Source organism: Halobacillus sp. AWH4_228 (genome assembly GCF_056158365.1).
Window position 1 is genome coordinate 2156536 of the sequence record NZ_JBSWTE010000001.1, and the last position, 13089, is coordinate 2169624.

Sequence of the window (13089 nt, forward strand, 5' to 3'; positions counted from 1 at the left end):
TCCTTTAATTATGGGTGAAGAATTACTTTTCCGCATAAACCTTCATTCATTAATTCAAAACCTTTTTCAAATTCCTCCAGTTTCAAATGGTGGGTGATGATCGGTTTCACATTCACCTGACCGGATTGCAGAAGACGGGAGACCTGCTGCCACGTTTCATACATCTTCCTGCCCGTGATCCCCTGGACTTCCACTCCTTTGAATACGATATCGTTCGTGACATCCAGGCTGACCCGCTTGGTCGGCAGACTCAAAATGGAAACACGCCCTCCATTAGTCACCATCTTAAAACCTTGATCCATAGCTACAGGGTGCCCGCTCATTTCACAGACTACATCGACTCCGTCATGATTCGTCAGTGCTAATGCTTTTTTCACGGGATCTTCTTCAGACGAGTGAATAACAGCTGTTGCGCCCATCTTCTCCGCCAGTTCCAGACGGTATGCATTCAAATCAAAGGCCAGCACCTGGGAGGCGCCTGCAGCGACAGCTACTCCGACAGCCATCAGGCCTATAGGACCACAGCCGATAACCGCAACGGTTTTTCCTGTTACTTCCCCGTTCAAGACGGTATGAACGGCATTTCCCATCGGCTCTTGGATGGAGGCGATATCGGAAGGAAGATCTTCCGGATTCTTCCATAGATTTTCCGCTGGAAGAGCCACATATTCAGCAAAACACCCCTGTGTGTCAACGCCAATGATTTTTGTATGGGCGCAGATATGATACTTTCCTGTCAAACACTGTGGGCAGTGTCCACAGACAAGATGTGTTTCCGCACTGACGTAATCCCCTGTTTTAAAATGCTCCACATTTGTTCCTGTTTCCACAATTTCTCCGGAAAATTCATGCCCGAACACATACGGCGGCTGGACACGACTTTCTGACCATTCGTCCCAGTTATAAATATGTACATCCGTTCCGCAGATGGAGGTAGCTTTGACACGGATGAGCACTTCATCATCCTTAACCTGAGGAATATCCACTTCCTCAAGCTTCGCTCCGGGTCCGCGGTAATGTTTTATGATTGCTTTCATCTTTCCATTCACAGTGAACATCTCCCCTGAATATATTTCATCTTTATCCCTTTATAAAGCCATTCTAACATGAATAGGTAAATAATCAAATTCTCATGTCCACTGTAAAAACACAAGTGATCATAAAATGATACCGCTTTCGATAGAGGCGGGTGCTGCGGGGAATCCATATAAAAAAACCGCACTGATTAAGTGCGGTTTATCCGTTAAAATGAAACAGGTAATGTAAAGTAATGGATCTCCCTGAAGGATCAGTTATCTGGGTTCGACAATCAGTTTAATCGCTGTTCGTTCTTCTTCGTCAATTAGAATATCCGTAAAAGCTGGAATGCATATTAAATCCATTCCGCTGGGGGCGACAAATCCTCGAGCAATGGCTACCGCTTTTACAGCCTGGTTTAGAGCCCCTGCACCAATGGCTTGCATTTCAGCTGATCCTCTTTCTCTTACGACATTCGCTAAAGCTCCTGCTACAGAATTAGGTACGGATTTTGCTGATACTTTTAAGACTTCCATTACTAGTTCCTCCTTCAATCACTATAGTTGTTCCATAACTACTATATTCTTGGAGATGTAGGATATTACCTTTTCATTATGAATGAATTTGTCGCAAAATTCAAATAATCACTCAAAAAAAGGATGGTCGTCGTTGATTAAGATCCGCTTTACTTTTTCCGTTTTCCCTGTTTTATCATCCACATCCACCAAGAAGGCGCTTAGTTGTGCTCTTCCCGTTTTAGGTACTTCAAAACGTACAGGAAGATTCGTTTTGAAACGTTTCAACACCGCTTCTCTATCCATTCCAAGGATTCCATCGTAAGGACCCGTCATTCCTACATCTGAAATATATCCTGTGCCTTCCGGAAGAATCCGTTCATCTGCCGTTTGAACATGGGTATGTGTGCCGACCTGAACACTGACGCGCCCATCCACATACCAGCCCATGGCTTGTTTTTCACTGGTCGTCTCCGCATGAAAATCCAGGAAAATTAAAGAGGTGCGCTTAGATGCCTGCTCTATTAACTCATCTACTTTTCGGAACGGATCATCGTTAGGTGCCATAAACGTCCGCCCCTGAAGGTTAATCACAGCAATTTCCCCTTTTGGAGTCTTTACGTACGTAAGGCCCCGCCCCGGCGTACCTTCCGGGAAATTGGCCGGTCGGACAAGATAATCCACCTTATCAATAAACTCAAAAATCTCCTTCTTATCCCACGCATGGTTCCCGAGAGTCACTGCCTGCGCACCCAGTTCCAAGAACCGACGGTAAATCTTTTCCGTAATCCCTTTTCCGGAGGCTGCGTTTTCCCCATTGATAATCGTGACGGCCGGCTGAAACTTTTTTTTCAATTTTGGAAGATACGTCTCTACCATATCTCTGCCCGGAGAACCTACAACGTCTCCAATAAATAAAATTCTCATAGATCATTCATTCCTTTAGTTGTGTAATGTTTCCTGTTTTTCCTCTACAAAATAAATAAAGCGGCCGCTAAGGCCGCTTTATTTATTTCGCATACTCGACAGAGCGCGTTTCACGAATGACCGTTACTTTAATATGTCCCGGATAATCGAGTTCTCCCTCGATTCTGTTCCGGATATCGCGCGCCAGTCTTGTTGCTTCAAGATCATCAATTTCATCAGGGCGGACCATAATACGTACTTCACGACCTGCCTGAATCGCAAAGGATTTCTCCACACCTTCGTAAGACTCAGAAATTTCCTCAAGTTTTTCAAGACGCTTGATGTAATTTTCGAGCGTTTCACTTCTTGCGCCCGGGCGTGCTGCAGATAAGGCATCAGCAGCCGCAACGAGTACAGAAATAATTGAAGTAGGCTCTTCATCTCCATGGTGGGAAGCGATTGCGTTTACGACCGTGTCGTTTTCCTTATACTTAATGGCAAGTTCCTTACCAATTTCAACGTGGCTTCCTTCTACCTCATGGTCTATCGCTTTTCCGATGTCATGCAGAAGTCCGGCACGGCGGGCAAGCATTTCATCTTCACCTAGTTCTGCGGCCAGAAGACCGGATAAGTAGGCAACTTCCGTGGAGTGCTTAAGGACATTCTGACCATAACTCGTACGATATTTAAGGCGGCCGAGAATCTTGATAAGGTCTGGATGAAGACCGTGAACCCCGACTTCGAAGGTTGTCTGCTCCCCGACCTCGCGGATGTAATCATCCACTTCGCGGCGGGACTTATCAACCATTTCTTCAATTCTCGCAGGGTGTATACGTCCATCTTGAACAAGTTTCTCAAGAGCCATACGTGCTGTTTCTCTTCGGATTGGGTCAAAACCGGATAAAATAACCGCTTCAGGTGTATCATCAATGATAAGATCAATACCAGTTAACGTTTCCAACGTACGGATATTTCGTCCTTCCCGGCCGATAATTCTACCTTTCATTTCATCATTAGGCAGATTGACAACAGATACGGTGGTTTCGGCTACGTGATCAGCGGCACAACGCTGGAGAGCAAGGGATAAAATATTTTTTGCTTTTTTATCGGCTTCCTCTTTCGCCCGGTTCTCCGCTTCTTTAATCATAAGCGCCGATTCATGAGAGACTTCCTGTTCAACACGTTCCAAAATAACCTGTTTGGCCTGATCAGATGTTAAGCTTGAAATTCTTTCAAGCTCTGTCTGCTGTTCTTGAAGCATAGCTTTCACTTTGCTTTCCATTTCTTCAATTTGTTGTTGTCTCTCGGCAAGAGTTCCTTCTTTCTTCTCGAGTGAAAGATCACGCTGATCCAGCGTTCCACTCTTACGATCAAGATTCTCTTCTTTCTGATTCAAACGGTTTTCGGTTTTCTGCAGTTCCAAGCGGCGTTCGCGAACTTCACTTTCAGCCTCCTGGCGGAATTTCTGATTCTCTTCCTTCGCTTCAAGAAGAGCTTCTTTTTTGGCCGATTCAGCATTGCGGTGACCTTCCTCCACAATCTGTCTGGCTAATTCCTCAGCACTGGAAATTTTCGCTTCCGCTATCGACTTCCGAATAAGATAACCAACAACAGAACCGATGATAAGGGCAAGCAAAATGAAGATGAGCGAGGATATCAAATCCATAATTTCACCTCCTCTTGCTATGAACTTGGTCCGTTTGTCGGTAAATACAAACGATTCATTTTCAGTTTCATTTGTTAAATTAAGGGTATAAAGATGAAAATGATACACATTCATTTTATGCCTGACTATGCGGAATGTCAAGGAATCCCGCTATGTATCTGCTGACATATGCAAAAATTTAAAACTATCAGTTTATTCCCGCTTCTGGAAATATTGGAAAAGCAGCGCTTTTTTCAGCGCTGCTTTCTTCATTCTGCCCGCAGAAACGGTTTATACGTCCAGCGTTTCCTGGCTGTCTTTACTGGAAGTTTCAGCCTTTTCCTCGTCAGCTTCCATACCATAATGGTCGCGGATCAGACGTTTCACTTCCTCATAAACTTCAACGTTCTCTTTCAGGTACTGTTTGGCGTTCTCGCGACCCTGACCGAGACGTTCGTCATTATATGAATACCATGATCCACTCTTCTGAATGAGATCCAGGTCTGTTCCAATATCAACAAGTTCTCCCTCTCTGGAGATTCCTTCTCCGTACATAATATCTACTTCAGCCTGTCTGAATGGCGGTGCCACCTTGTTCTTAACCACTTTCAAGCGGGTTTTATTCCCCACCATTTCGTTCCCCTGTTTCAATGTTTCTGCACGACGAACTTCAAGACGGACAGAAGAGTAGAATTTCAGGGCGCGCCCGCCGGGAGTCGTTTCCGGGTTACCAAACATTACGCCGACCTTCTCACGAATCTGGTTGATGAAAATAGCCGTCGTCTTCGATTTATTAATCGCACCGGAAAGCTTACGAAGAGCCTGGGACATCAAGCGTGCCTGCAGACCCACGTGGGAATCACCCATCTCCCCTTCAATCTCTGCTTTTGGAACAAGAGCAGCCACAGAGTCAATGACCACCATATCTACGGCCCCGCTGCGTACGAGGGCTTCAGCGATTTCCAAAGCCTGTTCCCCTGTGTCCGGCTGGGAAAGCAGAAGTTCTTCAATGTCGACACCCAGAGCTCTTGCATAGACCGGGTCCAAGGCGTGCTCCGCATCAATGAATGCCGCCTGACCGCCTTTCCTCTGTGCTTCCGCAATCGCGTGAAGGGCAACAGTAGTTTTACCTGAAGATTCTGGTCCGTATATTTCCACAATCCGGCCGCGCGGATAGCCGCCGACCCCAAGGGCCACATCAAGAGCCAGTGATCCACTGGGAACGGTGTTAACCCTCTGCTCCGCACCTTCACCCATCTTCATGATCGAACCTTTTCCGAATTGTTTCTCTATTTGACGCAATGCCATATCTAATGCTTGTTTACGATCGCTCATTGTATACCGCCTTTCAAAATTTCTATACTTATCATAACTTGTTTTAAAGGATTTGCCAACCGAAAAGCGAATATTTGTTCCCGTTTTTTTACCTGTTGGGAACGAAAGGTTTTTGATGCTCTCCCAGAGAGAATATCAAAAACCTTTTGCGTTCCATTATTCAAAATTCAATTTTTCAAGTGATGAAACAAAAGCTCAAAGCCTTTCTTCACTGCACGTTCCCTTACTTGATCACGACCACCCGGGAACTGGAACCGGTGGACCTCAGGACTCTTGTCCCTGATCTGGAGGCCGATAAATACGGTTCCAGGCTCCTTCCCTTCACTTGAATCCGGTCCGGCCACTCCTGTAAAACTGACAGCAGCATCCACATGAAGCAGGGCCTGGGTATTCAGAGCCATCATCTCGGCACACTCATGACTGATCGTTCCATATTCTCTGATCAGGTATTTTGGAATATCAAGGACCTGCTCCTTCATTTCGGCCGTATAAGTCGTCAGACCGCCCTGACAGACCGCTGAAGCACCAGGAAGGGCAATCATACGTTCTATGAACTTTCCACCTGTGAAGCTCTCTGCTGCCCCAAGACGATATCCTCGGCGGGAAAGAAGGCGCTGAACGGTGCTTTCGATCGTTTCATCGTCACTTCCATAATAAAAATCCCCAACCTTATCAAGAACAACCTTTTTCAACTCAGCAATTTTCGCTTTTGCTTCATCTGTCGTTTCCCCTGTTGCAGTTAACCGTAAACCCACTTCGCCTTCACTGGCCAGAGGGGCAAGGGTCGGATTGGTCTGATGGGAAATGAGCGCCTGCAGCTGTGTTTCAAGATCCGATTCCCCGATACCTATAAAATGGAGCATCTCCGAAACAATCTCTGATTGAAGAGAAAAGGACTTCTGAAGAAAAGGAATCACTCCGCTTTCCATTAACGCCTTCATCTCACGGGGCACCCCTGGAAGGAACACCCAGATGACTTCTCCCTGTTGAATGATCTGGCCGGGGGCCATTCCTTCCTTGTTATCCAGTACGAATGCCCCGTCAAAAACGTGGGACTGCTTTCTATTATTCAAACTCATTGTTTTATTGTTTTTTTTATAATAAGCTTCGATTCTTTCCATAGACGGAGCATGTTCATGGACAGACTTTCCGAGGACCATACTCCCGGCATCTCTTGTCAAGTCATCCTCTGTCGGTCCGAGGCCGCCTGTAACAATAATAATATCCGAACGTCTCGATGCTTCCCTGAAAGAACCCGCGACACGGTCGAGGTTATCTCCAACCACGGCGTGACTGTATACAGGAAGTCCGAGTTCTGCCATTCTCTGTGATATCCACTGGGCATTTGTATTTGCAATCTGACCTAAAAGCAGTTCTGTTCCTACGGCAATAATTTCAGTTCTCATTTAGAATCTCTCATCACATGCCAGTTTTTCTTGAAGTAATCATAGCCGGAATACACCGTAATGATTAAGGCAAGATACAGCGTAATCATACCAAAGGGAAAACCGATAAAAGCAAATGGCCAGTTATGGAGAAGCAGTGCTGAAATGGCGATGATCTGAATCCATGTTTTCAGTTTACCCATCTGGCTGGCAGCCAGTACACTTCCCTCACCAGCTGCGACAAGCCTCAGCCCTGTAACAGCAAACTCGCGGCTGATTATGAGAATGACAATCCATGCCGGAGCAAGTCCAATCTCTACGAGCAGGATGAGGGCCGCACTTACAAGCAGTTTATCGGCCAGAGGATCGAGAAACTTCCCGAGGTTGGTCACGAGTGAATATTTACGGGCAATATACCCGTCAATCCAATCCGTAGTGGATGCAATAATAAAGAGAACCGCACCGGCAAGGTGAGCCACTGGAAGTTCTCTTTCTCCCATTTCCAGCGTGCCCCATCCAAAAGGTACACTCATGAGAATAATAAAAATGGGAATTAGAAAAATTCTGGATAACGTAATCTTGTTTGGTAAATTCATTTCTCCACACTCCTACTACACAGTAAATAAAAGGCTGCCCGGTCAATCGAGAGGCTTTGTCACTCTGTCGATATTGAAAGGGCAGCCCGTTCATGATTATATAGATTTTATTCCTTCATTTGCAACAATAACTTCTGCGTTGTCAGCTCAGGATCAGGGAAAGTGACTGGTTGATCATCCACGTTTACCGTCATACCGGGAGCATTTCCGGTTTTAATGTATACTTCCTGCTTGTCTCCTATATCAATGGTAACAGGAGAGTCAGCAGATGTATATTCACGGGGAGTCACAAGATTCTCTCCCCCCTGCGGGGATTGAACCTCCATATAGACATTTCCGGAAAATTCAACAGTTACTTTGGAATCTCCAGCCGGCACCACTTCATAAGTGTGCATCGGGAATGAACCTGTCCCCTCTTCCGAAAGTTCCACGCCCGGCTGTTCTTCCCCGGACTCTTCAGGCTCACGATCGTCTTCTTTCTCTTCAGCCTTTTCTTCCTCAGAACCGCTGTCTTCGTTCTGCTCCTGCTCATCCGCCTGTGCTTCTTCTTCATCACCGGACGTTTCTTCAGCCGTGTCTTCTTCAGAACCGGCCGGAACACTGATTTCATCTGATGATGAACTGTCCGCAGGTGCTCCGCTGTCTTCACTGCCGCTCTGCATGAAAATCCAAACGACTAATATCACACCGACGACAAGCCCTACCGTAAGGAAAGTAGGAAGGAAGCGGGAAGTGCCTCCGCTTTTCTGAGCGGCTTCCTGCTTTGATTTCTGTACCCGGCTGAACTGGACCGTATTTTCCTCTTCGTATGTGGGCAGTTCATTTTTGTGCTCTTCCATCACCTGTTCCGGATCCAGACCGACAGCAGAAGCATATTCACGAATGAATGCGCGGGTATAAAATTTCCCCGGAAGAACTTGAAAATCATTACTTTCTATAGCTTGAAGATACCGTTTCTGTATTTTCGTTGTTTCTTGAAGGTCCTCAAGCGAAAGTCCCTTCGTCTCCCTTGCTTCCTTTAATCTAGCTCCAATCTCCATGTGTAACACCATCCAATTTTAAAAATCAAACATGGAAAATCCCTCATTCATCTTCATTTCCGGTTTTTCCACAGGTTCATAAGTAATTTCTTCATCTTCATTGTTTCTAAGTTCAATGATGTAATCAAAGTCATCCAGCTTGTATTCGGTTTCCTGAACAAAAATATCCGGGTGCTCAATGACTTTGGTCGCCGGAAGACGCATAATCTCCCTGACGAGCTGCCAGTGTTTCTCATTGGCCCGTTTTGCAGAAACGATTCCATCAATGATGTACAGGTTATCATCGCTGTATTCCTCATCGATCAGCTGGTTCCTTACCGTCTGCTTCAACAATGTACTGGAGACAAACAGCCACCTCTTGTTGGCACAAACGCTTGCCGCCACCACCGATTCAGTCTTACCGACCCGCGGCATGCCACGGATCCCGACAAGCTTATGGCCTTCCTTCATAAACAATTCCGCCATAAAGTCAACCAGGAGTCCAAGATCTTCCCGGTTGAAACGAAAGGTTTTGCGGTCGTCGATATCACTGTGTATGTATCTTCCATGACGGACTGCTAAACGATCTCTTAATTTCGGGCGGCGGAGTTTCGTTACTTTAATCGTGTCCATTGTATCTAAAATCGATTTTAAGCGGGTGATCTGCTCGTCATCCTTGCAGAGAAGAAGCATGCCCCTGTGCGAATTTTCAACTCCATTGATCGTCACGATATTAATGGCCATCATACCCAACAGGGAGGAGATGTCCCCCAGAAGTCCCGGACGGTTGTATTGAATTTCATATTCCAGATACCATTCTGTTTTATCCATGTTCCAACCCCTCTAAAAAAATGTCGGTATTTGTCAAAGATGAGTGATATTTGGATTGATCTACTCTTTTATCTATCATAAAGGATTTTCTTTAAATAGGAAAGGCGGGAACTATGATCTCTGCAAAAAAATAGCAGAAATACATAAATAAAAAATCCGTACAAATTGTACGGATTTTTTTCGATTACTGCTGGGAACCGTTATTTTGAACAAGCTTCACCATCATATTAGCGATTGCATGCTGTTCTTTTTCATCTGCGACGTTCCACAAATCACGAAGAACGGCTTCCTCGTTATTTTTAGCGTCTACAGAATTGGCCAGGTACCCTCCGATTTCATACGCTAGTTCGGAAACGGCTCCGTTATTAATCCCCTGTCCTTCCGCCTGATGGAGACGATCACCAAGAAAGTCTTTCCAAGAATCCCAATTATCGAGCACAGACATGTCTGTTCCCTCCTCTGAATTTTTTCAAGCTTAGTATGAGAAGGAAGAACAGGTCTTATTCATGAAATTAAGACCAGCCGCCATTGACATGGAGAATCTGTCCCGTCATATAGCGGGAATCTCCGCCCAGTAAAAATCCGGCAGCATCAGCCACCTCATCTGGAGTTCCGGCACGACCCATAGGTATATCATTTTCGAGAGCCTGAAGGTCCTCCAAAGTAAGGTGTTCGTTCATCTTCGTCTGGATCAAACCAGGAGCCACCGCATTTACCCGGATATGACTGGGAGCAAGCTCCTGTCCCAGTCCTTTCACAAATGCATTCTGTGCTCCCTTGACGGAACTGTAGGCAACTTCCATGCTTGCTCCTTCTGTACCGAAAATGGAGGATATAACGATGATATTCCCTTGTTTCTGCTGAATCATATACGGCAGTATATGCCGGGTTGTCATCCACAGGGCTTTCACGTGAACATAATACAGCGCGTCCATATCCCCGGCATCCATATCCTGAAACAATCCGCTGTACATATGGCCGCCGGCAAAGATAACCGCATCCCATTCAGCTGGAAGCAGGTCGAGAAAGGCATTCAGACCTTCCTCTGTCGAAAGATCACCTTGAAAAGCGCCCGCCCATTGATCTTCCGGAACATCCTGCTGCATCGAACGGATTTTCTCTTCGTTGGTATAATACTGCACGCCTGCGGCCCAGCCATCCTCGACGACCCGGTGGGCAATTGCTTCACCAATCCCCCCGCTCGCTCCAAGGATAAGGCAGCGTTTACGATTCATTGGACTGTGGTTTTACCTGGAAAACAGCAATGGCTTCTTCATTGAGCCAGTCTTTGAGGTATTCTTCAGCATCGTCAGCTGTCAATGATTCAATCACCGGAAGCACTTCGAATAGATCAACACCAAGCGTATGGTAATGAGTGAACTGATTCGCTATAAATTCAAGTGAATTGAGCGCACGCATGAATTGACCGATTTTTTTACGCTTCATACGAGTAAAGTCTTCATCAGCTATCCGCATGTCTTTTAATTCATGCAGCATTTCCTTCACCCGGCCAGCCATTTCATCCGGTTTTCTTGAATCGCCGCCAAGAATCGTAAAGCCGAAGTGACGGTCGAGTTCTGTTTCGAACTGGAAACTGTCATCAATAAGATCCGCTTTGTACAATTCTTCATAAAAGGCTCCGCTCTTGGAGAAATAATAATCAAGAATCATGCCGGAAAGAAGTTCCCGCCGCAGCAGTTCTTCTCCTTTCAACCCGCTGACATCCTCCTTAACACCAACCATGGCTTTTGCCGTTGTTACCGGCATCGTAATGGAATGTTCCTTCCGGGCGGCATGAGCAGGTTCATCCGGATAGGAACGGTTGATTTCAGGTGCTGGAGGGAATTCTTTCTGTCCCTGGTTTTCACGAATCAATGTCATCATGGATTCAGGTTCAATGTTACCGGCCACGAATAAAACCATGTTGGACGGATGATAAAACGTTTCATAACACGTATATAGGTCGTCCTTCGTTATTTCCTGAATGCTTTCCACCGTACCGGCTATATCGACTTTTACCGGGTGATTATGGTAAAGGCTCTGGATGGTTCCGAAAAAGGATCTCCAGTCCGGCTGGTCGTCATACATGCGGATCTCCTGTGCAATAATCCCTTTTTCTTTTTCTACCGATTCCTCCGAAAAATAGGGATCCTGTACAAAATCCAGCAGAGTTTGGACATTTTTCTCCACCTGACTGGTCGCTGTAAACAAATAGGCGGTTTTTGTAAAGGACGTAAAGGCGTTTGCAGAAGCCCCGAGGCGGGTGAAATCCTGAAAAACATCCCGGTCTTCTTTTTCAAACAGCTTGTGCTCCAAAAAGTGAGCAATCCCTTCTGGAACTGTAACTTTTTCATCTTGACCGATCGGCGTGAATGTTTGATCTATAGAACCGTAATTGGTTGTAAAGATCCCGAAAGTTTTTGCCATTTCAGGCTTTGATAGAAGGAATACCTTCAAACCGTTGTCGAGTGTTTCCTGATAAACCGTTTCATTCAATTGTTGATAGACTAACTCTTCCATCACTCTTCCCCTCCCTCGTGACTTGTTAAGAAATAAATGGTGTCCAGTTTAATCTTTTCCGCCATTTGAACGACCTGCTCTTTGGTTACTCCGCGGATATTTTCGATAAGCTGGTCCGCCGGCATGTCGATTCCGGAAAGCATCTGATGGTAAAGCACTTCGATCAATCCATTGGCATTATCCATCGTCTCTTTCAGCTGATTAATGACCTGCTCCTTCGTCTCCTCCACCTGCTCTACTGTGAAGTCTCCATTTTTCATCGCTTCCATCTGCTCCAGAATAATGGATTTCGCTTGATCATAGTCCTTCGGGTCCACCCCGCTGAAGACAAGCAGAAGGCCTTTATGACTCTCAAATCTAGATGCCGCATAGTACGCGAGGCTGTGCTTTTCCCGCACATTCATGAACAGCTTCGAGCTCGGAAATCCACCGAAAATACCATTAAAGACCTGCAGCGCATAATAGTCATCATCACCGAACTTCGTGTATGTACGATAGCCGAGATGAAGTTTTCCCTGATTGACCTCTTCACGTTCAATGATCTCTGCAGATTCCTGGACATCTTTGGACACAGAAACCTGATCGTTATCTTCGTTCGTGCTGCCACTGCGTTGGAAATAACGGTCTGTTAATGTTTCCACATCTTTATCATCCATATCTCCAATTACGTATACATCCAGCATATCCTGTTGGATCATCTGCTGATAATAAGTGTAAAGCGATTCCGGAGTAATGGAGGACATGTCCTCCTGATACCCATGGACGTGAAGGGCGTAGGGCTCCCCTTTACACATGTGGTCCATGAGACGAAGGTTGGCATAGCTCATCTTATCATCTTTAATAGAAGTGATTTTCTGTTCAAGTGTCTGTTTTTCACGCTCGACGATTTCAGGGTCAAAACCGTTCTCCACAGTTTTCGGATCAAACAGGACATTGTGGAACAGCTGGAATGCTTCCTCCAGAATCGGTTCGTTGTCATTCAGGTAGGATTCATTCACCACTTCCATCCGGAAACTAATGACATGGTTTTCGCCTTTTTTCGAACCATCACTGGATAAAGCTGTTCCATAAAGATTTTCAAATGCTGCCTGAAAGGACCTTACAGATGGGTGCTGGTTTGTAGCTTTTTGAAGCACATGCGGAAGAAGCGCCCTCTCCGTAATTCCATCACGTTTTAAAGGAGCTTTGAATTTGGCTACGATATTCATCGTTTTATACTTTTTACTTGGTAAAATATGTAGACGGTACCCATCTTTTTCGAGTATCGTTTCTTTTGTAATTTTCATTTCCATCCTCCTTGTACTTTTTAGTAGTATAGAC

At 45.6% G+C, this 13089-nt stretch carries 13 protein-coding genes; all 13 read right to left on the reverse strand.

What is annotated here, in order from left to right; all coding sequences use genetic code 11:
- Window positions 1-8: 8 nt before the first annotated feature.
- Entirely contained in the window at window positions 9-1049 is a 1041-nt protein-coding gene (tdh, locus tag ACXADP_RS10930) for an L-threonine 3-dehydrogenase (RefSeq protein ID WP_474971441.1), read from the reverse strand.
- Between the two features lie 243 nt (window positions 1050-1292).
- Window positions 1293-1553, reverse strand: a complete 261-nt coding sequence (locus ACXADP_RS10935; protein ID WP_474968552.1) for a stage V sporulation protein S — start codon at window positions 1551-1553, stop codon at window positions 1293-1295.
- Window positions 1554-1661: 108 nt separating this feature from the next.
- A complete protein-coding gene (locus ACXADP_RS10940; RefSeq protein ID WP_474971442.1) occupies window positions 1662-2459 on the reverse strand; it encodes a TIGR00282 family metallophosphoesterase in 798 nt (265 codons plus the stop codon).
- A gap of 82 nt (window positions 2460-2541) precedes the next feature.
- Entirely contained in the window at window positions 2542-4104 is a 1563-nt protein-coding gene (gene rny, locus ACXADP_RS10945; protein ID WP_027954276.1) for a ribonuclease Y, read from the reverse strand.
- A 270-nt stretch (window positions 4105-4374) separates the two neighbouring features.
- Window positions 4375-5418, reverse strand: coding sequence for a recombinase RecA (recA, locus tag ACXADP_RS10950; RefSeq protein WP_027954275.1), 1044 nt, complete (start codon window positions 5416-5418; stop codon window positions 4375-4377).
- Between the two features lie 167 nt (window positions 5419-5585).
- Complete coding sequence (locus tag ACXADP_RS10955; protein ID WP_474968548.1) at window positions 5586-6824, reverse strand: competence/damage-inducible protein A; 1239 nt, start codon at window positions 6822-6824, stop codon at window positions 5586-5588.
- Entirely contained in the window at window positions 6821-7399 is a 579-nt protein-coding gene (gene pgsA / locus ACXADP_RS10960; protein WP_027954273.1) for a CDP-diacylglycerol--glycerol-3-phosphate 3-phosphatidyltransferase, read from the reverse strand. The genes ACXADP_RS10955 and pgsA overlap by 4 nt, the downstream gene beginning before the upstream one ends.
- A gap of 107 nt (window positions 7400-7506) precedes the next feature.
- The gene (locus ACXADP_RS10965) at window positions 7507-8439 is read right to left on the reverse strand and encodes a helix-turn-helix domain-containing protein (protein WP_474971443.1); all 933 of its coding nucleotides are present in this window, start codon (window positions 8437-8439) and stop codon (window positions 7507-7509) included.
- An 18-nt stretch (window positions 8440-8457) separates the two neighbouring features.
- Window positions 8458-9249: a DUF3388 domain-containing protein gene (locus ACXADP_RS10970; RefSeq protein WP_474968546.1), complete on the reverse strand. Its 792-nt coding sequence runs from the start codon at window positions 9247-9249 to the stop codon at window positions 8458-8460.
- A gap of 184 nt (window positions 9250-9433) precedes the next feature.
- Window positions 9434-9694 carry a DUF3243 family protein gene (locus ACXADP_RS10975; RefSeq protein WP_474968545.1) on the reverse strand — a complete coding sequence of 87 codons (261 nt, stop codon included), beginning with the start codon at window positions 9692-9694 and terminating at the stop codon, window positions 9434-9436.
- 67 nt (window positions 9695-9761) lie between these two features.
- The gene (ymfI, locus tag ACXADP_RS10980) at window positions 9762-10484 is read right to left on the reverse strand and encodes an elongation factor P 5-aminopentanone reductase (RefSeq protein ID WP_474968544.1); all 723 of its coding nucleotides are present in this window, start codon (window positions 10482-10484) and stop codon (window positions 9762-9764) included.
- Window positions 10474-11769: an EF-P 5-aminopentanol modification-associated protein YfmH gene (gene yfmH / locus ACXADP_RS10985; RefSeq protein ID WP_474968543.1), complete on the reverse strand. Its 1296-nt coding sequence runs from the start codon at window positions 11767-11769 to the stop codon at window positions 10474-10476. The genes ymfI and yfmH overlap by 11 nt, the downstream gene beginning before the upstream one ends.
- Window positions 11769-13055, reverse strand: coding sequence for an EF-P 5-aminopentanol modification-associated protein YfmF (gene yfmF / locus ACXADP_RS10990; RefSeq protein ID WP_474968542.1), 1287 nt, complete (start codon window positions 13053-13055; stop codon window positions 11769-11771). Before yfmF ends, yfmH begins: the two co-directional genes overlap by 1 nt.
- Between the last annotated feature and the right edge of the window lie 34 nt (window positions 13056-13089).

Bases quoted from the DNA above. Each gene is read 5' to 3' on its own strand.
- yfmF (WP_474968542.1), bottom strand. From the start codon at position 13,055: ATGAAAATTACAAAAGAAACGATACTCGAAAAAGATGGGTACCGTCTA.
- rny (WP_027954276.1), bottom strand. From the start codon at position 4,104: ATGGATTTGATATCCTCGCTCATCTTCATTTTGCTTGCCCTTATCATC.
- yfmH (WP_474968543.1), bottom strand. From the start codon at position 11,769: ATGGAAGAGTTAGTCTATCAACAATTGAATGAAACGGTTTATCAGGAA.
- ACXADP_RS10975 (WP_474968545.1), bottom strand. From the start codon at position 9,694: ATGTCTGTGCTCGATAATTGGGATTCTTGGAAAGACTTTCTTGGTGAT.
- ACXADP_RS10965 (WP_474971443.1), bottom strand. From the start codon at position 8,439: ATGGAGATTGGAGCTAGATTAAAGGAAGCAAGGGAGACGAAGGGACTT.
- ymfI (WP_474968544.1), bottom strand. From the start codon at position 10,484: ATGAATCGTAAACGCTGCCTTATCCTTGGAGCGAGCGGGGGGATTGGT.
- pgsA (WP_027954273.1), bottom strand. From the start codon at position 7,399: ATGAATTTACCAAACAAGATTACGTTATCCAGAATTTTTCTAATTCCC.
- recA (WP_027954275.1), bottom strand. From the start codon at position 5,418: ATGAGCGATCGTAAACAAGCATTAGATATGGCATTGCGTCAAATAGAG.
- ACXADP_RS10970 (WP_474968546.1), bottom strand. From the start codon at position 9,249: ATGGATAAAACAGAATGGTATCTGGAATATGAAATTCAATACAACCGT.
- ACXADP_RS10935 (WP_474968552.1), bottom strand. From the start codon at position 1,553: ATGGAAGTCTTAAAAGTATCAGCAAAATCCGTACCTAATTCTGTAGCA.
- ACXADP_RS10955 (WP_474968548.1), bottom strand. From the start codon at position 6,824: ATGAGAACTGAAATTATTGCCGTAGGAACAGAACTGCTTTTAGGTCAG.
- ACXADP_RS10940 (WP_474971442.1), bottom strand. From the start codon at position 2,459: ATGAGAATTTTATTTATTGGAGACGTTGTAGGTTCTCCGGGCAGAGAT.